The sequence below is a fragment of the Umezawaea endophytica genome (assembly GCF_025061645.1).
GTDB classification, from domain to species: Bacteria; Actinomycetota; Actinomycetes; order Mycobacteriales; family Pseudonocardiaceae; genus Umezawaea; species Umezawaea endophytica.
This window is the reverse complement of the sequence record NZ_JANYMP010000001.1, coordinates 777,082-798,454: the sequence shown is the minus strand read 5'-3', so window position 1 is coordinate 798,454 and position 21,373 is coordinate 777,082. Positions and strand designations below refer to the sequence as shown.

Genomic DNA, 21,373 nt, shown 5'->3' with positions numbered 1-21,373 from the left:
TCGCCACGCCCGGCGGCTCAGCCCGCCGCGCCGATCCCGTCCAGGTCGGCGAGGTCCTGCTCGGAGAGCGGGAGCGCAGCGCCGCCGACGTTCTCGCGCAGGTGCGCCGTGGACGACGTGCCGGGGATCAGCAGGACGTTCGGTGACCGGCGCAGCAGCCAGGCCAGCGCGACCGACATCGGCGTGGAGCCCAGCCGGGCGGCCACGGCCGACAGCGCGGAGGACTGGAGCGGGCTGAAGCCGCCGAGCGGGAAGAAGGGCACGTAGGCGATGCCCAGCCCGGCGAGTTCGTCGACCAGGGCGTCGTCTTCGCGGTGGGCGAGGTTGTACCTGTTCTGCACGCACGCGATCGGCGCGATCGTCCGGGCCTCGGCGACCTGCTCGGCCGTCGCGTTGCTCACGCCGAGGTGCCGGATCAAGCCCTGCCGCTGGAGTTCGACGAGCGCCTCGAACGGCTCGGCGAGCGACCCGGCCAGCGGTCCGGTGGCGTCGCCGAGCCGGAGGTTGACCAGGTCGAGCACGTCGAGGCCGAGGGTGTCGAGGTTCTCGTGGACCGAGCGGCGCAGGGCCTCCGGCTGCCGGGCAGGCGGCCAGCCGCCGTGCTCGTCGCGGGTCGCGCCGACCTTGGTCACGACGTGCAGAGAGTCGGGGTACGGGTGCAGCGCCTCGCGGATCAGCCGGTTGGTGACGTGCGGCCCGTAGGCGTCGCTGGTGTCGACGTGGGTGATGCCGAGTTCGACGACCTCGCGGAGGACGGCGAGCGCGCCGTCGTGGTCGGCGGGCGGTCCCATGACCCCCGGACCGGCGAGCTGCATGGCCCCGTAGCCGAACCGGGTGACCTCCAGGTCCCCGAGGGTCCAGGTGCCGCCGGGGAGCGAGGTGGTGGAGAGCGTGCTCAAGGTTCTGCCCTTCGTGGTGCGCCGGGGTGGTGCCTGACGGCTCCTTGCACCAATACTGGGTGGGTAGCTTCCTGACGGGAAGTACGCACTTCGAAGTGCGTAGGCCACCCACGGGTGAGAGGAACGGGCGATGGCGACGACGACGGCGGCCCAGCAGAGGGCGCGCGCCAAGGCCGAGTACGACGCCTTCCTGGCGCTGTGCCCCAGCCGCAAGCTGCTGGACCGGATCTCCGACAAGTGGGTCACGCTGGTCCTGTCCGCGCTGGGCAGCGACGCCCCGCACGAGTTCGGCGGCGACTGCTCCGGGCAGCCCCGGTCGATGCGCTACTCGGAGCTGTCCCGGCTGCTGGCCGGTGTCAGCCAGAAGATGCTCACCCAGACGCTGCGCTCGCTGGAGCGCGACGGCCTGATCACCCGCACCGCCACGCCGACCGTGCCCGTCACGGTCACCTACGAGCTGACCGACCTCGGTCTCTCACTGCACCGGATGGTGCGCGGCGTCAAGGCGTGGGCCGAGGCGCACATGGACGACGTGCTGGCCCACCGCGCGGCGCACGACGACCAGGCGGCCGGTCAGGCCCGCGTCCTGCCGACGTAGACCTCGCGGGCCCGGTAGTACGTCTCCGCGGACGGCCCCGGCGCGCCGGACGAGCCCTCCATCTGGAGGTTCAGGATGATCCACATCGGTTGGTTCACGAAACCCGCGCCGCGGTGCTGGCCGACCCACGTGCCGTCGAGGTAGTAGTGGATGTCGACGTCGGTGGCGTTGATCTTGGCGATCCACGCCCGGTAGCCGTGCCAGGCGCCGGGGTTGGCCACGGTCTTGATCGTGCTGGACCAGCCGCCGGCGGCGTTGCGGTAGGTGTTGAACCAGTTCCTGTTGTCGCCCTTGAACTCCAGGACGTCGCTCTCCGGCGGCCAGGTGTTGGCTCCGGTGAGCCAGAACGCGGGCCACGTGCCCCGTGCGGAGGGGGCCTGGAACTCGCCCTTCACCTCCCAGTTCGGGAACTGGTCGCTGACCCGGACCTGCTGCTTCGCGTGCACCGCGCCGGAGTGGTAGTGGATCGGCAGGTGCGGGTCGGCCGAACTGCTGCCCTCGTCCCAGGTGATGCGGGTCGCCCTGATGGCGAGGACCCCGCCGGACTCCAGGAACACGTGGTTGCGGTCGGTCGCGCTCGCGTACATCCGGGCGCTGCCGTTGTGGTCGGATCCCCAGGGGTAGCGGAAGTTCCACGCCGCCTGGAGGGTGTCGTAGTTCGCGAACGAGCCGCTGAGCACGGTTTCCCAGGTGGCGGCGCTCGCGGGGGTGCCGAGCGCGGTGGCGGCCAGGCCCGCGCCACCCGCGGCCAGAAGACGACGTCGGTTGAGCGCCACGATGAGTCCCTCCACGCGCTTTCGGTGCCGCGGCACGACGTGGCGGAGGTCGGCGACGCTGGGTAAGCGCTTTCCACCGTAGGAGGTCAAGCGCGTCCACGTCAACGCCCGGTTGGCGGATGACGCGGAACCCCTGCGGGGGAACAAGGTGGTGAATCTGCCGCCGACACCGCCCGTCGACCGACCACAGGAGAACGTGATGTCCGACCACCCCACCGCGAAGGCTGCGGCGCGCCCGTCGCGCGTCGAGACGCCCCCGTGGTCCTCCGGGAAGTCCGCCACCAGGGCCAAGGCCGCGATCGCCGTGGTCGTGGCCGCCGCGGCGCTGCTGGTGCCCACGGGCTCCGCGTCCGCGGCCCCCGGTGCCACCCTGGTGTCCGACACGGTGCTCGACCCGTCGGCGCTGTACTTCGTGTCCTACGACGGGCTGGTCAACAACGACTCGTTCCAGCAGGACGCGATCCTGACCTACGCGGGCCACCAGTACACGGCCTGGTACACGAGCAGTCGTGACGCGGTGGTGGCGCGGCGGGCGCTGACCGGGAACACCGCCTGGCAGAAGGTCGTGCTGCCGCACCGGTTGAGCGTCGACGACTCGCACAACGTGATCTCGCTGGGCGTCTCGCCGCAGGACGGCAGGCTGCACGTCGCGATGGACACCCACAACACCCCGGTGTTCTATCTGAAGTCCGAGGCGGGCCTGGTGTCGCAGGCCGCCTCGCGCGACTGGACCGCGGCCCGGTTCGGCGCCGTGCAGCGCTCCCTCGACGGCGTCGACCTCGGCGCGATGACGTATCCGCAGTTCGTGGTCACGCCCGAGGGCAGGCTCCAGTTCAGCTACCGCACCGGCGGTTCCGGCAACGGCGTCAACGAACTCGCCGAGTACGACGCGGGCACGTGGCGCAAGCTCGGCGCGTGGTCGTCGGCGACGGGGTCGTGGACCGGTCCCAACGGGGTCGTGTCGACCACCAGGAACATGTACCTGCACGGGCTGACCTACGACCGCGGCGGGCGGCTGCACGCGGCGTTCACCTGGCGCGAGGGTTACGCGGCGGTGCTGTGCAACGGCGGCGGGCTCACCAACCACGAGACCGGGTACGTCTACAGCGACGACCGCGGGCGCACCTGGCGCAACGGCGCGGGCACGCAGGTCGGCACCACCGGTGGCACGCGCGTCGGGATCGGCTCGCCCGGCCTGGTGGCCGATCCGCTCGACCCGAACCACGGGCTGATGAACCAGGAGGGTCAGGCGGCCGACTCGGCGGGCACCCCGCACGTCGTGATCAGCTACGTGCCGGGCCGGTTCACCCAGTGCGTGTCGAACTACGCCCAGCAGCGCGCCCAGTACGGCCGCGCGTTCCACCTCGTGCGCGGGTCGAACGGCGCCTGGACCAAGCGGGAGGTGCCGGTCGCGCCGGGCTCCACGCAGCGCACCAAGATCGTGTTCGACCGCGCCGACAACGCGTACCTGGTCATGCCGAGGGCGCGGATCGTGTCGGCGAGCAAGGCGAGCGGCTGGACCGACTGGACGCTGGTGTTCGACCGGTCGAGCATGAACGCCTTCGGCGAGGTCAACGTGGACACGTCGAGGATCGCGGCGGACGGCGTCCTGTCCGTGCAGTACCAGCAGGCCTCCAGCGGCACGACCCCGTCGCCGATCCGGGTGGCCGACATCCGGCTCGGATAGCCCTCCCGGCCACCCACCGAAGTCGGAACCCGGTTGATTTCGACTATTTCGAAAGGAAGGACTTCGAATTCGTCGAATTCGCGGAATCAGCCGGGCAAGGCCTTTCCAATGATCGCCCACCGGGCTCTTGACTGGAGTTCTCCCGTCGATAGCATCGAATGAAAGGTCAGGTCGGAGCGCCGAGTGGGGCGCGAGTCGTCCGGTTTTCCGCCGTTTTCTTCCGGGGAGGAAACCTTGGTGGTCGCACGAGTTCTCGCCGCGCTGCTGCTTTCGACGACGGTCTTGGCGGGGTGCGGCGGGTCCTCGGGCGACTCGAACCCGAACACGCTCAGGCTCTGGCACTACGAGGGGCCGGAGAGCGCGATGGGCGTGGCCTGGACCGCCGCCATCGCGAAGTTCGAGGCCACCCACCCCGGTGTGCGGGTCGAGTTCGAGGCCAAGGGGTTCGAACAGGTCCAGAAGACCGCCGCGATGGTCCTCAACTCGAACGAGGCGCCGGACGTCCTGGAGTACAACAAGGGCAACGCGACCACCGGGCTGCTGTCCAGGCAGGGGCTGCTCACCGACCTCAGCGAGCAGGCGGCGGCCCGAGGGTGGGACAAGCGCCTGCCCGCGGGCCTCCAGACGACCGCCCGGTACGACGACCGGGGCGTCCTGGGCTCCGGCAAGTGGTACGGCGTCCCGAACTACGCCGAGTACGTCACCGTCTACTACAACAAGGACGCGTTCGCCGAGCGCGGTCTGGCGGTGCCCACGACGCTCGCCGAGTTCACCGCGGCGATGGACGTGTTCGTCGCCGCGGGGGTGACCCCGCTGGCGGTCGGCGGCGCCGAGTACCCCGCCCAGCAGATCCTGTACCAGCTCGCGCTGGGCAAGGCCGACCGCGGCTGGGTGGACCGGTACCAGCGCTACACCGGCGACGTCGACTTCCACGACGCGGCGTGGGTCCACGGCGCCACCACGTTCGCCGAGTGGGTCGCCAAGCGCTACCTCGGTCCCGAGTCGAGCGGCATGAAGGCCGAGGACATGGGACTCGCCTTCATGCAGGGGAAGTACCCGATCATGGTGTCCGGGAGCTGGTGGCAGGGACGGCTCAAGAGCGGGATCAAGGGCTTCGGGTGGGGGTCGTTCCCGTGGCCCGGCAACAGGATGAGCGCCGGGTCGAGCGGCAACCTGTGGGTGGTCCCCGCGGGCTCCAAGAACAAGGAGCTGGCCTACGACTTCATCGACATCACGCTGTCGCAGGAGATCCAGGACCAGCTCCGCGACGCGGGAGGCGTCCCGGTGTCGCCCGGCGCGGTGGAGAGCACCGACCCGGCGGTGAAGGCGCTGATCGGCGACTTCGACACCCTCGTGCGCAACGACGGCCTGGCGTACTACCCGGACTGGCCCGCTCCCGGCTTCTACGCCGTCTTCGTGTCCGCGACGCAGAAGCTCATCACCGGCGCCGCCACACCGCACCAGGTGCTCGACGAGGTGGCGAAGCCGTACGCGGAGAACCGCGCCACCATCGGCGGATGAGCCTCGCCCCGGCCGCGGCCCGCCCCTCCGCGGCGGAGCCCCGCCCGTCGGCACGACGTCGTGGCGGACAGGGGACCTACCTGCTGTTCCTCGTCCCCGGCGCGGTGCTCCTGGTCGCCGTCGTCCTGGTGCCGTTCGCCATGAACGTCGGGATCAGCCTCACCCGCTGGAGCGGGGTGGGCGACCCGCGCTGGATCGGCCTGGAGAACTACCGCAGGCTGTTCGCCGACGCGGCGTTCTGGGCGTCGTTCCGGCACAACGTCGGCCTGGTCGTCGCGATGGCGGTCCTGCCGACGGCCGCCGGGCTGGTCGTCGCGGCGGCGCTGTTCGACCACGTGGCCAAGCGGTTCGGCCCGCGCGCCGCGAGCGTGCTGCGGGCGTGCTTCTACCTGCCGCAGGTGCTGCCGATCGCGGTCGCCGGGATCGTGTGGAGCTGGATACTGGCGCCGAAGGGCGGCGCGCTCAACGCGGCACTCGACGCCGTCGGCCTCGGCTCGCTGGCGCGGGACTGGCTCGGCGACCCGGACATCGCGCTGTACAGCGTGATGGGGGTGCTGGTGTGGATCCAGCTCGGCTACCCCGTGGTCATCTTCATGGCCGGGATGCGGCGGATCGACCCCGCCCTGCTGGAGGCCGCCGAACTCGACGGCGCGTCCTGGTTCGGCCGGTTCTGGCACGTCACCGTCCCGCAGATCCGGCCCGAGCTGTTCGTGGTCCTGCTGACCTGCTCCATCGCGGCGCTGAAGGTGTTCGGGCCGATCTACGTGCTGACCGGCGGCGGACCGGGCGGGGCGACGACCGTGCCGTCGTACTCCTCCTTCCAGAACTTCTTCGAGAAGACCCAGGTCGGCTACGGCGCGGCGATAGCGACGGTGCTCACGGTGCTGATCCTGCTGCTGACGACCGCTTTCCTGCGCGCGCAGAGCCGGGGGGAGGAGCGGTGACGGCGACCGTCCACCCGCGACACCGGCGGGACCCGGCGCGGCACCTGGTGCTGTGGGGCCTGGTCGTGCTCGCCGCCGTGATGCTGGTCCCGTTCGCGATCATCGTGCTGAACGCGCTGAAGTCACCCGCGGAGTACGCCGCCTCGGGACCCCTCTCGGTGCCGGACGAGGTCTACACCCAGGGGATCGTGGACTTCTGGCAGCGCGTCGACTTTGGCGTCAAACTCCTCAACAGCCTCGTCATCTCCGGGTCGGTCGCGGTGCTGGCGGTCGTGGTCTCGGTGCTGAACGCCTACGCGCTGGGCATCGGCCGGATCAGGGGACGGCTGTGGGTGCTGACGCTGTTCCTCATCGCGAACACCCTGCCCCAGGAAGCCCTGGTCTACCCGCTCTACCACCTGTTCAAGCAGGTCGGCCTGTACGACACCCGGCTCGGGGTGGTCATCGTGTTCACGATCGTCCAGGCCGCGTTCGGCACCTACCTGCTGTCGTCGACGCTGAGCGGGTTCCCCCGTGAAGTCCTGGAGGCGGCGCGGGTCGACGGCGCCAACCGGTGGCAGGTGCTGGTGCGGATCGTGGTGCCGATCAGCAGGCCTACGCTGGGCGTGCTGCTGGTGTTCTTCTTCATCTGGACGTGGAACGAGTTCCTCATCCCGCTGGTGCTGCTCATCTCCGACGAGAACCAGACCGTGCCGGTGGCGCTGGGCGTCCTCCAGGGCCAGCGGTCGATGGACGCCACGACGACCAGCGCGTCGGCCCTGCTGGGCGTGCTGCCCGCCGTGGTGTTCTTCCTGCTCTTCCAACGAACCTTGACGCGCGGGATGACGGTGGGGGCGATCAGGTGAAGTTCAGCGACGGTTACTGGCGGCTCCGACCGGGTGTGGTGGCGGCGCACCCGGTCGAGGTGCACGACGTGGTCGCGGGCGAGGGGTCGCTCGTGGTGCACGCGCCCACGAAACCGATCCGGCGCCGCGGCGACCTGCTCCGGGGGCCGGTCGTCACGGTCCACCTCTCCTCCCCGATGCCCGACGTCATCGGCGTCACGATCACGCACTTCGCGGGTGAGGCGCCCGCGGAGCCCCGGTTCGAGCTGACGACCGAGTACCCCGACGCGTGTGTGTCCGAAGAGGACGGTGTCGCCGTGCTCACCTCGGGCGCGCTGTCCGTGCGGGTCGGCGACGAGGACGGGTGGAGCGTGGACTTCACCGCGGGCGGTCGCACGCTGACCTCCAGTGGTGCCAAGGCGATGGGCTTCCTGACCGTCGACGGCGAGCACCACGTGCGCGACCAGTTGACCCTGGGCGTCGGCGCCGTCGTGTACGGCCTCGGCGAGCGCTTCGGTCCGCTGGCGCGCAACGGCCAGGTCGTGGACGTGTGGAACGCCGACGGCGGGACGGGCACCGAGCAGGCCTACAAGAACATCCCCTTCTACCTGACGAACGCGGGTTACGGCGTCTTCGTCGACCACCCCGGCGCCGTGTCGTTCGAGGTGGGGTCGGAGGTCGTCTCACGGGTGCAGTTCAGCGTGCCAGGCCAGTCGCTCCGGTACTTCGTCATCCACGGTCCGACGCCGAAGGACGTCCTGCGCAGGTACACGGCCCTCACCGGCAGGCCCGCGCTGCCGCCCGCGTGGTCGTTCGGGCTGTGGCTGTCCACGTCGTTCACCACGTCCTACGACGAGGCGACGGTGACCGCGTTCGTCGACGGCATGGCCGAGCGGGACCTGCCGCTGAGCGTGTTCCACTTCGACTGCTTCTGGATGCGGGAGTACCACTGGTGCGACTTCCTCTGGGACCCGGCGACGTTCCCCGACCCGCCGGGGATGCTGGAGCGGCTCCGGGCGCGGGGCCTGCGGGTGTGCGTGTGGATCAACCCGTACATCGGGCAGGCATCGGTCCTGTTCGCCGAGGGCGTCGCGGGCGGGTACCTGGTCCGGAAGCCGAACGGCGACGTGTGGCAGTGGGACGAGTGGCAGCCCGGCATGGCGCTGGTCGACTTCACCAACCCGGCGGCGCGCGAGTGGTTCGCGGCGAAGCTGGGCGCGGTGCTGGACCAGGGCGTCGACTGCTTCAAGACCGACTTCGGCGAGCGGATCCCGACCGACGTCGTCTACTTCGACGGCTCCGACCCCCAGCGGATGCACAACTACTACCCGCTGCTCTACAACCGCACCGTCTTCGAGCTGCTGCGCGCCCGGCGCGGTGACGGCGACGCCGTCGTGTTCGCCCGGTCGGCCACCGCCGGGTCCCAGCGGTTCCCGGTGCACTGGGGTGGCGACTCCGAGTCGACCTACGAGTCGATGGCGGAGAGCCTGCGCGGCGGGCTGTCGCTGGGGATGTCCGGCTTCGGCTTCTGGAGCCACGACATCGGCGGCTTCGAGGGCACCCCGCGCGCGGGCCTGTTCAAGCGCTGGATCGCGTTCGGCCTGCTGTCCTCGCACAGCAGGCTGCACGGCAGCGGCTCGTACCGGGTGCCGTGGCTGGTCGACGAGGAGTCCGTGGACGTCCTGCGGGTGTTCACGAAGCTCAAGGCGCGCCTGATGCCCTACCTGTTCGAGGCCGCGCGGCAGGCGGTCGGTTCCGGTGTGCCGGTGATGCGGGCGATGGTCCTGGAGTTCCCGGACGACCCCGGCTGCGCGCACCTCGAACACCAGTACCTCCTGGGCGACTCGCTGCTCGTCGCGCCGGTGTTCACCGACGACGGGACGGTGTCCTACTACGTCCCCGCCGGGACCTGGACGCGCTTCACGACCGGCGAACGGGTGCTCGGCCCAGGGTGGATGACGGACCGCTGCGGCTTCACCGAGATCCCCCTGCTGGTCCGGCCGAACGCCGTGGTGCCGGTCGGCGCCGTCGACGACCGGCCGGACTACGACCACGCCGACGGCGTGACGCTGCACGTGTACGAACTCGCCGACGGCACGACCGTGACGACGGCCGTCGGCGACGCGGTGTTCACCACCTCGCGCCGCGGCGACGTGATCACCGTCGAGGCGTCGGCCGCGCCGCCCGGCTGGCGGGTGCTGCTGGTCGGTGTCCGCGCCGTCGGCTCCGCCACGGGCGGTCGTGTCGCGGAGCACGACCACGGCGTGCTCATCCAGGCCGACCACGCTCGCGTGGTCGTGCGCGGGAACGACTCGGGAGGACGGTCGTCGTGAGGGTGCTCGCCTCGTTGCTGCTGGTGGTGGTGCTCGCGCTCGGCGCGGGAGGAGCGGCGGCCCGGCCGGTGGACGCCGCGCCCGACCGGGTGGGCGGGCGCCACCAGGTCGGCTACGACCGGTACTCCCTGACCGTCGACGGCGAGCGGATCCTGTTGTGGGCGGGGGAGTTCCACTACTTCCGCCTGCCGAGCCCGGACCTGTGGCGCGACGTGCTGGAGAAGATCCGGGCGGCGGGCTTCAACGGGGTGTCGCTGTACTTCCACTGGGGCTACCACTCGCCGAAGCAGGGCGTGTACGACTTCACCGGGGTCCGCGACGTCGACCGGCTGCTGGGGATGGCCGAGGAACTGGGGCTGTACGTGGTCGCCCGGCCGGGGCCCTACATCAACGCCGAGACCACCGGCGGCGGGCTGCCCGCCTGGCTGAAGCAGGTGCCGGGACGGGCCAGGTCGAGCGATCCCGGCTACACGGCGGCCTACCGCGACTGGCTCGACCACATCGACCCGATCATCGCCAGGCACCAGGTCACCAGGGGCGGATCGGTCATCGCCTACAACGTGGAGAACGAGTACGGCGCGAACGTCGACCCGCTGTACATGGAGCAGGTGCAGCGGAAGGCCCGCGAGGACGGCATCGACGTGCCGATCACGCACAACAACTGCTGCGGCGGGAACTTGCCGAACTGGTCGTCCGGGCAGGGCGCGGTGCAGATCCCCGGCGTGGACGACTACCCGCAGTCCTTCGACTGCCCCGACCCCGACACGACCTGGGGGCCGTGGGGCGACGGGATCACCCGGCGGCTGCGCGAGGACGCCCCGGTGTACGCCGCCGAGTACCAGGCCGGCGCCATCGACCTCTTCGACGCCGGGTACGAGAAGTGCCGACAGCTCACCGGTCCCGACTACATGCGGGTGTTCTACAAGTCCAACGTCGTCGGCAGCGGTGCGACGATGCTCGGCTACTACATGGCTTTCGGCGGTACGTCGTGGGGCTGGCTGCCGCAGCCGAACGACGTCTACACCTCTTACGACTACGGCGCGGCGATCACCGAGGGCCGCGGGCTCACGCCGAAGTACGACGAGTTCAAGCGGCAAGGCTACTTCGCCACCTCGGTGGCGCCGCTGACGAAGACCGACCCGTCCGCCGCGCCCGTTCCCGCCGACGCGGCGGTGGGCACGCTGGCCAGGAGCAACCCCGACACCGGGACGCAGTTCGTCCTGGTGCGGCACGCCGACCGCGCGAGCGCGGCGGACGTGACCACGACGCTGGACTGGTCCACACCGGACGGTCGCTACCGGGTCCCGGTCCGGATCGCCGGGCGGGACGCCAAGATCCTCGTGGCGGGCTACGACCTCGGCGGCCAGCGGCTCGTGTGGTCCACCTCGGAGGTCCTCACCCACGCGGCCATCGGCGGCCGGGACGTCGCCGTGCTGCACGGCCGTGACGGCGAGAACGGGTCCACCGTGCTGCGGTACTCCTCGGCGCCGTCGGTGCGGGTGCTGGACGGCCGGGTCGCCTCCTCGTACGACGCCGCGACGGGCGACCTGCGGCTGGACTACCGCCACTCGGGCCTGGCGAGGGTGCTCGTGTCCGGTGGCGGCAGGCCGCCGCTGCTCCTGCTGCTCGGCACCGCGGAGGAGGCGGCGCGGTTCTGGCGGCTGGACACCGGGAGCGGCACGGTCCTCGTCCGCGGAACGGCGCTCGCGCGGTCCGCGAGCGTGCTCGGCGGCACCGTGCGCCTGCGGGCCGACGTGGACCGGGCCGGTGAGGTCGAGGTGTTCGGCCCGTCCTCGGCGCGCGGGCTCGTCGTCGGCGACGAATCGGTCCGGGTGCGCCGAACGCCCAGCGGCAGCCTCCTCGGTGAGGTCTCGGGCCCCCGGCCGGTGGTGCTGCCGTCCCTGACCGACTGGCGGCACCGCGTCGACGTCCCCGAGGCCGCTCCGGGGTTCGACGACTCCCGCTGGACCAAGGCGGACCGGACGACCACCGAGAGCCCGATCAAGCCGAAGACCCCGCCCGTGCTCGCCAGCGGCGACTACGGGTTCCACCACGGGAACACCTGGTACCGCGGCCGGTTCACCCCGACGGGCGCGGAGACCGCGATCTCGCTGAACGCGATCACCGGGCGGCGCGGCATCTACCTGGTGTGGGTCAACGGCCGGTACGTCGGATCGGCGGCCGGGGGAGTGCAGGCCGACTCCGAGCCGGTGAACCCCGATCCGGGCCGGGGCGACTTCGCCATCCCGGCCGGTCTGGTCGAGCCGGGGAAGCCCGCCACCGTCTCGGTGCTGGTGGAGAACATGGGCCACAACGACGACTGGACCGCCGACGACACGCGGTTCAAGCAGCCGCGCGGGCTCTTCGGCGCGCGGCTCGTCGGCTCCGACGCGCCCATCACGTGGCGGGTCCAGGGCGCGGAGGGCGGCGAGGACCTGACCGATCCGGCGCGCGGGCCGCTGAACACGGGCGGTCTGCACGGCGAACGGGTGGGAACGCACCTGCCCGGCTACCCGGACCGGACGTGGCAGCGGTCGAGGTCGCTCACGGACGTGCCGCTCCCGCCGGGGGTGTCCTGGCACCGGACCGAGTTCCGCCTCGACCTGCCCAAGGGGCACGACGTGCCGATCGCGCTCCGCTTCGCGGAGGACGGGTCGCCGAACCAGCGGGTGCTGGTCTTCCTCAACGGCTGGAACGTGGGCCAGTACCTCGGTGACCTCGCCGCGCAGCAGGACTTCGCGCTGCCCGCCGGGCTGCTGCGCGAGCACGGCGTGAACTCGCTCGCCCTGGCGGTGATCGACACCGACGGCGCCGACGCGGGACCGGGCGGGGGCAGCCTGGTGACGACGGGCGCGTCGCGCGGCGGTGTCCCCGTGCGGGACGTCCCGGCTCCGGGGTACGCGGAACTCCACGGCGGCTGAAGCAAGGTGTTGTCGTCACGGGTGAAAGTCCTCACGGCGGGCACGGGGGCGGTGCTAGCTTCGCCCCCGTCATCAGCGGCCGACCGAGGGTGGGTTCGTGATCGCCTCCGCGCAGACCGACAAGTTCGCCGCGTACCTCCGGGCGCTGAAGGCCCGCAGCGGGCGCGGCTTCGACCGGCTGGCCAAGCAGGCGGGGATCAGCGGGTCGAGCCTGCACCGGTACTGCTCGGGTCTCAGCGTGCCCGCGGACTACCGCGTGGTGCACAGCTTCGCGAAGGCGTGCGGGGCCAGCGCGGAGGAACTGCGCGAGCTGCACCGGCTCTGGGCACTGGCGGACGCGGACAAGGACGCCGTGGCGGGGCCGGACGCCACCCCCGGCACGGCGGACCCACCGCGGCGGACGGCGACCTCGCGCACCACGGTGCTCTTCGCGGTCCTCGTGACGCTGGTGGGCGTGCTCGTGTGGGTGTCGGCCGACCGGTCGGCCGAGTCGTCCGCGGAGACCGGCGGGCGACTGCTGTACTCGCCGAAGTGCCCGTCGGTGACCATGGGGCAGCGTGACGAGTGCGTGGCCGAGGTGCAGGGCCTCCTGGCGCGGGTGGACGGGAAGCTGGCCGTGGACGGCAGCTTCGGGCCGGAGACGCTTCGCAGGCTGACCGCGTTCCAGGTGCTGGCGGGCCTGCCGGCCAAGGGTGTGGTCGACGTGCCCACCAAGGACGCGCTCTACGCGCAGCGGACGAGCATGGAGACCTGGTCGCCCGCGCGGGTGGAGGGTCGCATCCGCGAGGTGTTCGTCGAGGCGCCCGACACGGCGGTCGCCATCGCCCGCTGCTCGTCTTTCCTCGACCCGCTGTGGGTGCTGCCCAACACGAACGGCAGCCGCAACTGGGGTGTGTTCCAGCTCTCCGACGCCCGCCTCCGCGACCTCGACGGCACCGCGCTGCGGGCGTTCGACCCGGCCTGGAACATCGAGGCGGCGCACCGGCTGTGGACCGCCCGTCACGACTTCCACGACTGGCCGTCGTGCGAGGCAGCCCTGACGAGCACGGCGCACTGAGGCCGGGGAGCCATCCGCCGACGGCTCCCCGGCCCGCGCGCTAGATGGTGCCGCTCTCCCACCACCACGCCCGGCCGAGGTCCGCGCGGCTGTCGACGTGCTGGTGGTCGACGGTGTAGCGCTCCAGCCCGGAGAAGCCGCAGGTCTCGGCCTTCTGGTAGACGGTCCGGTTGGCCACGCCGGGCACGTTCAGGTCCGCCGCGGTGCCGTAGAGGTGCATGCTGTCCGAGGCGCCGCCGACGTCCGCGTTGTGCTGGATGCTGCGGAACCCCGAGTTGACCGTGATCGCCTTGTCGCCCAGCTTCTTGCGCAGGGCTTCCAGCTTGTACATCGCGCGGCGGGCGTTCTCCTTGGTCGCGGCGGCGCTCAGCTTGCCGCCGGAGAAGGTGCCGCTCACCCGGTCGGTGAACTCGCTCCAGTTGAAGTGCGTCGTCGACCCGTCGGACTGCTCCAGCGCGTTCAGCTTCGTCCAGGTGGAGGGCCCGACGTTCCCGTCGGCGCTGAGCCCGTAGGCCGCCTGGAACCGGCGCACGGCGGCGGCCGTGCCGGGGCCGAACTCCCCGTCGACGGCCACCCTGCTGTGGCTCGCGCTGTCCGCCGCCCAGCCCGCGACCCTGATCTGCAACTCGGTCACGTCGGCCCCGGTCGAACCCTGCGTGAGGGTGCGCGACCACGGGTACGCCTCGGCGACACCGGCGAGCGCCAGCGGGGCGAGCACCACACCCACACCCGCCACCAGGGCACCGCGCAGCACGGCACGGCGGTTCGGGGAGATCTCGGAGGTCATCGTCGTCCTTTCGGGGATGGTGAGTCAGTGCACGGTGGCACCCTCCGGGCGTGCCAGGGCGTCGCACCGCCCGAGCCGGGACGGCGGGACGTCCCACCGCCTCCGACCTAAGGGGACCGGCGGCCTGCGGGACGGTGGTGGGACGGGCCGTCGTCGAGCTTCCCCGAGGTCGGGTCCTGCTCACCGGTCGCCGCGCACCGCGGTCGACCGGCTCCTTGGCCCGCTTTGCTTCACTGGTGCTGCCAGCTCTCGCAGCCCCGAGTGGAACGGACGCCGTCATGCCGCTCTTCCGCAAGAAGCCGGGCGCCGCCCGCCGGTGGGTGTTCCTCGCCGCCGCGGGCGCCGCGGTGGGTGGGTACGTCGCTTTCCTGAAGCCGTCGGGGACCGTGTCGCGGTACGCGGAGCACCTCGTGGACGACGACCGCGACCTGCGCGCCGGGGAGGTCCGGGTCACGTTCCTCGGCACCACGACGCTGCTCGTGGACGACGGCGTCACTCAGGTGCTGTTCGACGCGTTCATCACCGACGTCCCGCTCACCACGGCCCTGTTCGGCGCCCTCCGGACCGACGAGGACAAGGTCGACCGGACGCTGGCGCGGGTCGGGGCGGACCGGGTGCGCGCGGTCTTCGTGTCGCACTCGCACTACGACCACTCGCTCGACGCCGCGTACCTGGCCCGGTCGACGGGCGCGGTCCTGCACGGGTCGGAGTCCACGCTGAACATCGGGCGCGGCGGTGGTGTGCCCGAGGAGCGGCTCGCCCGCTATGAGGTCGGACGGCCGGTGCGGATCGGCGACTTCACCGTCACCGTGCTGGCGTCGAAGCACTCACCCGGCACGATCGGCGGCGACGGCACCCCCATCGCCCGTCCGCTCGCGCAGCCCGCGCGGGCCGGGGAGTACCTGGAGGGCGGGTCGTTCGACTTCCTGGTCGAGCAAGGCGGCCACTCGCTGCTCGTCAAGGCGTCGGCGGGTTTCCTGCCCGGTGGGCTGGACGGGATCAGGGCCGACGCGCTGTTCTGCGGCACGGCGGGCTCGTTCGGCAAGGACGCCGCGTTCCGCGAGGAGTTCTACCGCCAGGTGGTGTCCACGGTGGACCCGAAGCTGGTCGTCCCGTTGCACTGGAACGACTTCTTCACCCCGGTCACCGGTGACCTCGGTACGAACAGGAAGGCGATCGACGACGTGGCCGCGGCGTGGGACTTCCTGGTGGCGCGCCTGGGGAAGCGGTTCGCCGTGCTCCAGGGCTACCGCGCCGTCGTCCTGTTCGGCTCGCCGGACCGCGCGGCCTGATACCGGTAGGCTGGGGCCTGATGCCGGAAACCCGCCACCTCACCCCGCCTGCGGGGACGACGCCCCGCGGTCGGGGGTGGCTCCCGCACGGCTTCCACCTCGGCACCCACTCGCACACCGAGGGACAGCTCGTCTACGCCGCCGCGGGCGCGCTGGCGACCACGACGGAACGCGGTACCTGGGTCGCCCCGGCCAACCGGGTCACGTGGACGCCGCCGGGGTTCGACCACTCGCACCGCTTCTACGGCAGGACCGACACCCGACTCGTCGCCATCCCGGTGGAGCTGTGCGGCGGACTCGTGGCGCACCCCGCCGTGTTCGCGGTCAGCCCGCTGCTGCGGGAGGCGCTGCTGGCGCTGACCGACCGGCGGGACGTCCGCCCCGGAGCGGACGACCGGCTGCGCGCGGTCGTGATCGACGAGCTCGCCGATCCGCCGGAGCAGTCCCTGCACCTGCCCGAACCGCGCGACGACCGGCTGCGCGCCGTCACCGACCTCCTGCACGCGGACCCCGCGCGGACAACTACGCTGGCCGAGCTGGGACGGGCGGCGGGGGCGAGCGAGCGCACGCTGAGCAGGCTGTTCCAGACCGAGCTGGGCATGAGCTTCCACCGCTGGCGCACCATCCTGCGCGTCCACCACGCCCTGGTGCGCCTCACCGCGGGCTGGTCGGTCACCGACACCGCGACGGAGTGCGGGTGGTCCAACCCGTCGAGCTTCATCGACGCGTTCACCGAGGTCGTCGGCCAGACCCCCGGCCGCTACCAGGCGGGCCTGCGCGAGCGGTAGGGCGCGTGAAGTTGGCGGGTTTCCGGTATTCGGCGTCTTCCCACCGGTTGGTGGCGACCGCTGTCGAGTCCACAGTGGAGACCGACGCACCACCGCCTTCAGCGAGGAGCCACCGAACACATGACCGACATGACTGACAGGACCGCGGTAGTCGTTGTGGGAGCGGGAGTCGCCGGACTCGCGCTCGGCAACTTCCTGCTGCGCAACGGAATCGGCTGCGTCATCCTGGAGAAGCACGGCCGCGCGCACGTCGAGGCCAGGCAGCGGGCCGGGACGATCGACAGCTTCGGCGTGCGGATGTTCCGCGAGTGGGGGCTCGGCGAGGTGCTGGAGGGCGATCCCATCCCCGAGGCCCGGAGCGGGTTCTGGATCGACGGCGAGGAGATGCCGGTCGACTTCGGGGACGACGACCACGACGACAGCCTCTTCTGCCCCCAGCAGGTCCTCGTCCGGAACCTCACGGACGTCTTCCTCCGCGAGGGCGGCGACCTCCGCTTCGAGGCCGCCGACGTGTCCCCGGAGGGGTGCGACGGCGACCACCCCACAGTGCGCTACCGGGACACCACCGGGGCGACGAGGGTCGTCGCGTGCGACTTCGTCGCGGGCTGCGACGGCGACCGAGGCGTCAGCCGGACGACCATCCCCGCGGGCGTCCTCACCCGCCACTCGCACGAGTTCGGGTACGCCTGGCTGAGCGTCCTGGCCGAGGTGCCCGCCCACCCCTCGGGCATGGCGATCCACTCCCGCGGCCTCGCGGGGCTGATCCCGCGCGGCGCGAACGCCAGCCGCCTCTACCTCCAGTGCCCGCCCGGCGACACCCTGGAGCAGTGGCCGGACGAGCGGATCTGGAGCGAGCTGGAAGCCCGCTTCGGCACGCCGGTCGCGACCGGCCGGATCGTCGACAAGCGGCTCGTGCCCCTGCGCGGCGTGGTGCACAGCCCGATGAGCCACGGCAGGCTGCACCTGCTCGGCGACGCGGCGCACCTCGTGCCCCCGATGAGCGCCAAGGGGATCCACCTGGCCCTGCACGACGCCGAGGTGTTCGCCCGCGCCGTCATCCACCAGGTCCGGGAGGACGACCCGAGCCTGGTCGACGCCTACTCGGAGACCTGCCTGCGGCACGTCTGGAACTACCAGGCGTTCGCGACGTGGATCACCGAACTCATGCACAACGCGGGCGACGCGAGCTACGCGGGGGAGTTCCGCAAGCAGGTCGCCCGCGCCGAACTGGAACGCCAGTTCACCTCTCCCGCGGCGAACCGCCTCTTCAGCGAACTCAGCGCCGGGGTGAACTAGCGGGCCCGGTCACCCCCGCCAGCCACCGCCACAGACGACGGTCTCGCCGCTGATGTAGTCCGATTCCTCGGTGCAGAACAGGAAGACGGCGTTGGCGGCCTCGACGGGCGTGCCCGCGCGGCCGAGCGGGATGAGCGAGGCCGCCGCCTCCAGGATGGCGGGGTTGACGCCGACCTTGACGCGCCGCCCGTCGACGTCGATCTCGCGCTCCCCGGCGGACGCCTCGGTCAGGCGGGTCTGGATGAGGCCGAACGCGACGGTGTTGACGGTGACGTTGTAGCGGCCCCACTCCTTGGCGAGGGTGCGGCCCAGGCCCGTCACGCCCGCCTTCGCGGCGGCGTAGTTGGCCTGGCCGGCGTTGCCCGCGAGGCCCGCGACCGAGGCGATGTTGACGACCTTGCGGGCCCGCGCGCGTCCGGTCGAGGCGGCCTCCGCCTTCGCCGCGGCCGAGATCACCGGCTGCGCGGCGCGCAAGATGCGGAAGGGCGCCATGAGGTGGACGTCGACGATGGCCCGCCACTGGTCGTCGGTCATCTTCTGGATGACGTTGTCCCACGTGTAGCCGGCGTTGTTGACGATGATGTCGAGGCCGCCGAAGCTCTCGACGGCCGTGCGCACGAAGCGCTCGGCGAAGCCGTCCTCGGTGACCGACCCGACGCACGCGACGGCGTGGCCGCCCGCGCCGACGATCGCGGCGACGGTGTCGGCGGCGGGCTCGGCGTCGACGTCGTTGACGACCACGTTCGCGCCCTCGCGGGCCAGTTTGAGCGCGATCTCCCGGCCGATGCCGCGGCCGGAGCCGGTCACGATCGCGGTGCGGTCCTGCAAGCGCATGGGGAACCTTCCAGTGGTCAGGGGAGGGCGACGAGGGCGGTGCCGCGCAGGGTGGTGGTGCCGTCCTCCAGGCGCACGGACAGCTCGACCGTCGCGACGCCGTCGTCGACGGCCGTCACGACGCCCTCGCAGCGCGGGGACGACAGCACGGGGGTGATCGCGGTGAAGCGGACGCGCCAGGAGCGCAGCCTGCTCCCCGGCACCCACCCGGTGAGGAGCCTGCCGAGGTAGGCCATGGAGAGCATCCCGTGCGCGAAGACGTCGTCGAGACCCGCCGAGCGCGCCACGTCCAGGTCGACGTGGATGGGGTTGGTGTCGCCGGACGCGCCCGCGAAGAGGGCGAGGGTCGTGCGCGAGACGGGAGGGAGGGCGAGGGCGGGGAGCGTGGTGCCCGCTTCGACGCGGGGGCTCACGGCGCGGTCACGATGACGACGGCTTCCGCCTCGGCCACGAGTTCGCCGCCGCGCAGGAAGTCGGTGTGCTTGACCAGGAAGTCGCGGGTCGGGGACTTCGCGTAGGCGTTGGACACCCGTCTGCGGCACTCGATGGTGTCACCCGCGTGCACGTCGCGGTGGTAGGTGAACGACTGCTCGCCGTGCAGCACCCCGCGCAGGTCGACGCCGAGGTCGGTGAGCCACCCCAGGGGCGGGTCGGTCTCCAGCTCCAGCGAGAAGAGGAACGTGGGCGGCGCGAGCACGTCGGGGTGACCCGCGGCGCGCGCGGCCTCGACGTCGGAGTGGACCGGGTCGGTGTCCCCGATCGCGCGGGCGAACGCCCGCAGCCTGCCGCGCTCCACCAGCGCCACCACCGGCTCGATCGGCCGGGCGAGCGCGCGGGCGAGGTCGACCGCCATCAGCCGACCTTCTCGTACAGGGTCACGACGGCGGCGCCGCCGAGGCCGATGTTGTGCTGCAGGGCCAGTTTCACGCCGTCCACCTGGCGCGCGCCCGCCGTGCCGCGGAGCTGCCAGACGAGTTCGGCGCACTGGGCCAGCCCGGTCGCGCCGAGCGGGTGCCCCTTGGACAGCAGGCCGCCGGACGGGTTCGTCACGACGCGCCCGCCGTAGGTGTTGTCGCCGTCCTCGACGAACTTCTCGCCGGTGCCCTCGGGGGTGAGGTCGAGCGCCTCGTAGCTGATCAGCTCGTTGGTGGCGAAGCAGTCGTGGAGTTCGACCACGCGGATGTCCTGGGGCCCGACGCCGGACGCCTCGTAGACCTGCCGCGCCGCGGCCCGCGTCATGTCGGCGCCGACGAGCTTGCGGAGGTCGTCGGACTCGAACGTGCCGGGGGTGTCGGTCGTCATCGCCTGGGCGCGGACGACGACGCTCGCGTCGACGCCGTGCCGGGCCGCGAACTCCGGCGTGCACACGACCGCGCTCGCCGCTCCGCACGTCGGAGGGCAGCACATCAGCCGGGTGAGCGGGTCGTGGATCATCGGCGAGGCCATCACCTGCTCGACCGTCACGGGGTCGCGGAACACGGCGTAGGGGTTGTGCGCGGCGTGGGCCCGCGCCTTCACCGAGATCTTCGCGAACGTCTCGGGCCTCGTGCCGAAGCGCTCGACGTGGACCCGGCCCGCCCCGCCGAAGTACCGCGCGGCCATCGGGCCCTCGCCAGCGCCCTGGACGCGGTCGTTCACGGCGTCGAAGGCCGCGAAGGGGGAGGTGCGGTCGCTCCACGCGGTCGAGAGCGCGCCGGGCGTCATCTGCTCGAACCCCAGGGCGAGTGCGCACTGGACCGCGCCGGACTCGACGGCCTGGCGGGCCAGGAACAGGGCCGTCGACCCGGTCGAGCAGTTGTTGTTGACGTTGAAGACGGGGACGCCGGTGAGCCCGACCCCGTAGAGGGCGGCCTGGCCCGAGGTCGAGTCGCCGTAGACCCACCCCGCGTAGGCCTGCTCGACGTCGGTGTAGTCGAGGCCGGCGTCGCTCAGCGCGGCGCGCACCGCGCCCGCCGCCATGTCCTCGTACCGCGCCCCGGCGCTCGGTTTGGTGAACGGCACCATCCCCACCCCGGCGATGACGGCTGCGCCCATGCGGATCTCCTTCGCTGCGGGCCGCCGATCGGCGACCACGGCGACTATGACCCCCACCGATGGAATTAGTCAAGGCGTACTAGTCAAGCGATGGTTATGCTGCGCGGATGGTTACCTCGGCAGGCGCGCCCCTCCCCGTGCAGCAGCGAGCGTGGGACACGCGCGAGCGCATCCTCCGGGCCGCGGTCGAGTGCCTCGCCGAGGACGGCTACCAGGCGACGACGACCTCGCGCATCCAGCAGCGCGCGGGCGTCTCGCGCGGCAGCCTGCTGCACCAGTTCCCGGTGCGCGACGACCTGCTGGTGGCGGCCATGAAGCACCTCGCCGCGGAGCGCATGGTCGCCATCGCGACGTTCGGCGAGTCCTCGTCGGGGAGCCTCGACGAGGCGGTCGACGCCCTGTGGGACACCTACCACGGGCCCCTGTTCATCGCGTCGCGCGAACTCTGGTTCGGCGCCGCGCACAACCCCGACCTGGCCGCCGCCCTCGCGCCGCACGAGCACGCCCTGATGAAGGTCATCCGCGAGCAGGTGCTCCCCGCGCTGTTCGGGGCGCGCCGCGCGGCCCACCCCGCCTTCGGCGACCTCACCGCCCTGCTGATCTCTAGCATGCGCGGCGTCGCGCTGACCTACGCGTTCGAGCCGCGCGACCACCGGAGGGACCCGAACCGCGCGCTGTGGCGCGGCCTCGCCCACTCGGCGCTCGGCGAGTGACGGCACAATTGGGACGTGCTGACTAGTATGCCTTGACTATTCGGCTGGACCACGGTTGGCTGGCGATCG

19 protein-coding genes are annotated in these 21,373 nt (G+C 71.8%); 12 read left to right on the top strand and 7 right to left on the bottom strand.

All coding sequences use genetic code 11. The annotated features are described in order from the left end of the window. Positions 1 to 17: 17 nt before the first annotated feature. Entirely contained in the window at positions 18 to 899 is an 882-nt protein-coding gene (locus NZH93_RS03135; RefSeq protein ID WP_259621337.1) for an aldo/keto reductase family oxidoreductase, read from the bottom strand. Between the two features lie 130 nt (positions 900 to 1,029). Between NZH93_RS03135 and NZH93_RS03130 the strand changes: the two genes are divergently transcribed. Next, the gene (locus NZH93_RS03130) at positions 1,030 to 1,497 is read left to right on the top strand and encodes a winged helix-turn-helix transcriptional regulator (protein ID WP_259621336.1); all 468 of its coding nucleotides are present in this window, start codon (positions 1,030 to 1,032) and stop codon (positions 1,495 to 1,497) included. Here NZH93_RS03130 and NZH93_RS03125 read toward each other — a convergent pair. Next, positions 1,473 to 2,288 carry a glycoside hydrolase family 16 protein gene (locus NZH93_RS03125; RefSeq protein ID WP_259621335.1) on the bottom strand — a complete coding sequence of 272 codons (816 nt, stop codon included), beginning with the start codon at positions 2,286 to 2,288 and terminating at the stop codon, positions 1,473 to 1,475. The two genes, NZH93_RS03130 and NZH93_RS03125, sit on opposite strands and share 25 nt — an antisense overlap. A 184-nt stretch (positions 2,289 to 2,472) precedes the next feature. Here NZH93_RS03125 and NZH93_RS03120 point away from each other — a divergent pair, with 184 nt between their 5' ends. The 7 genes from NZH93_RS03120 to NZH93_RS50505 all read left to right on the top strand — a co-directional run bounded on the left by NZH93_RS03120 (position 2,473) and on the right by NZH93_RS50505 (position 13,560). After that, positions 2,473 to 3,960, top strand: coding sequence for a BNR repeat-containing protein (locus NZH93_RS03120; protein ID WP_259621334.1), 1,488 nt, complete (start codon positions 2,473 to 2,475; stop codon positions 3,958 to 3,960). 237 nt (positions 3,961 to 4,197) lie between these two features. Further along, on the top strand, positions 4,198 to 5,481 hold the full coding sequence (locus NZH93_RS03115; protein WP_259621333.1) for an ABC transporter substrate-binding protein: 1,284 nt from the start codon (positions 4,198 to 4,200) through the stop codon (positions 5,479 to 5,481). Further along, positions 5,478 to 6,425 (top strand): carbohydrate ABC transporter permease, encoded by a 948-nt coding sequence (locus NZH93_RS03110; protein ID WP_259621332.1) that lies wholly within the window; start codon positions 5,478 to 5,480, stop codon positions 6,423 to 6,425. Before NZH93_RS03115 ends, NZH93_RS03110 begins: the two co-directional genes overlap by 4 nt. Continuing rightward, positions 6,422 to 7,270 (top strand): carbohydrate ABC transporter permease, encoded by an 849-nt coding sequence (locus tag NZH93_RS03105; RefSeq protein ID WP_259621331.1) that lies wholly within the window; start codon positions 6,422 to 6,424, stop codon positions 7,268 to 7,270. The genes NZH93_RS03110 and NZH93_RS03105 overlap by 4 nt, the downstream gene beginning before the upstream one ends. Then, the gene (gene yicI / locus NZH93_RS03100; protein ID WP_259621330.1) at positions 7,267 to 9,582 is read left to right on the top strand and encodes an alpha-xylosidase; all 2,316 of its coding nucleotides are present in this window, start codon (positions 7,267 to 7,269) and stop codon (positions 9,580 to 9,582) included. Before NZH93_RS03105 ends, yicI begins: the two co-directional genes overlap by 4 nt. Next, on the top strand, positions 9,579 to 12,503 hold the full coding sequence (locus tag NZH93_RS03095; RefSeq protein ID WP_259621329.1) for a beta-galactosidase: 2,925 nt from the start codon (positions 9,579 to 9,581) through the stop codon (positions 12,501 to 12,503). The genes yicI and NZH93_RS03095 overlap by 4 nt, the downstream gene beginning before the upstream one ends. Before the next feature lie 97 nt (positions 12,504 to 12,600). Then, positions 12,601 to 13,560, top strand: a complete 960-nt coding sequence (locus tag NZH93_RS50505) for a helix-turn-helix domain-containing protein (RefSeq protein ID WP_259621328.1) — start codon at positions 12,601 to 12,603, stop codon at positions 13,558 to 13,560. Between the two features lie 40 nt (positions 13,561 to 13,600). Here the strand turns inward: NZH93_RS50505 and NZH93_RS03085 are convergent, their stop codons facing one another. Continuing rightward, positions 13,601 to 14,347 carry a D-Ala-D-Ala carboxypeptidase family metallohydrolase gene (locus NZH93_RS03085; RefSeq protein WP_259621327.1) on the bottom strand — a complete coding sequence of 249 codons (747 nt, stop codon included), beginning with the start codon at positions 14,345 to 14,347 and terminating at the stop codon, positions 13,601 to 13,603. 278 nt (positions 14,348 to 14,625) lie between these two features. Here NZH93_RS03085 and NZH93_RS03080 point away from each other — a divergent pair, with 278 nt between their 5' ends. The 3 genes from NZH93_RS03080 (at position 14,626) to NZH93_RS03070 (ending at position 17,723) form a co-directional block, all read left to right on the top strand. Further along, positions 14,626 to 15,639, top strand: a complete 1,014-nt coding sequence (locus NZH93_RS03080) for an MBL fold metallo-hydrolase (protein ID WP_259621326.1) — start codon at positions 14,626 to 14,628, stop codon at positions 15,637 to 15,639. Positions 15,640 to 15,659: 20 nt separating this feature from the next. Then, positions 15,660 to 16,427: a helix-turn-helix domain-containing protein gene (locus NZH93_RS03075; RefSeq protein ID WP_259621325.1), complete on the top strand. Its 768-nt coding sequence runs from the start codon at positions 15,660 to 15,662 to the stop codon at positions 16,425 to 16,427. Positions 16,428 to 16,547: 120 nt separating this feature from the next. Beyond that, on the top strand, positions 16,548 to 17,723 hold the full coding sequence (locus NZH93_RS03070) for a 4-hydroxybenzoate 3-monooxygenase (protein ID WP_259621324.1): 1,176 nt from the start codon (positions 16,548 to 16,550) through the stop codon (positions 17,721 to 17,723). A gap of 9 nt (positions 17,724 to 17,732) precedes the next feature. Here NZH93_RS03070 and NZH93_RS03065 read toward each other — a convergent pair whose 3' ends face one another. The 4 genes from NZH93_RS03065 to NZH93_RS03050 are packed head-to-tail and all read right to left on the bottom strand — an operon-like array spanning position 17,733 to position 20,591. Beyond that, a complete protein-coding gene (locus tag NZH93_RS03065) occupies positions 17,733 to 18,557 on the bottom strand; it encodes an SDR family NAD(P)-dependent oxidoreductase (RefSeq protein ID WP_259621323.1) in 825 nt (274 codons plus the stop codon). 17 nt (positions 18,558 to 18,574) lie between these two features. Then, positions 18,575 to 18,970, bottom strand: coding sequence for a MaoC/PaaZ C-terminal domain-containing protein (locus tag NZH93_RS03060; RefSeq protein WP_259621322.1), 396 nt, complete (start codon positions 18,968 to 18,970; stop codon positions 18,575 to 18,577). Beyond that, a complete protein-coding gene (locus NZH93_RS03055) occupies positions 18,967 to 19,410 on the bottom strand; it encodes a MaoC family dehydratase N-terminal domain-containing protein (protein ID WP_259621321.1) in 444 nt (147 codons plus the stop codon). The genes NZH93_RS03060 and NZH93_RS03055 overlap by 4 nt, the downstream gene beginning before the upstream one ends. Then, positions 19,410 to 20,591 carry a lipid-transfer protein gene (locus tag NZH93_RS03050; RefSeq protein ID WP_259621320.1) on the bottom strand — a complete coding sequence of 394 codons (1,182 nt, stop codon included), beginning with the start codon at positions 20,589 to 20,591 and terminating at the stop codon, positions 19,410 to 19,412. Before NZH93_RS03050 ends, NZH93_RS03055 begins: the two co-directional genes overlap by 1 nt. 107 nt (positions 20,592 to 20,698) lie before the next feature. Here NZH93_RS03050 and NZH93_RS03045 point away from each other — a divergent pair, with 107 nt between their 5' ends. After that, on the top strand, positions 20,699 to 21,304 hold the full coding sequence (locus NZH93_RS03045; protein WP_259621319.1) for a TetR/AcrR family transcriptional regulator: 606 nt from the start codon (positions 20,699 to 20,701) through the stop codon (positions 21,302 to 21,304). Positions 21,305 to 21,373: the final 69 nt, after the last annotated feature.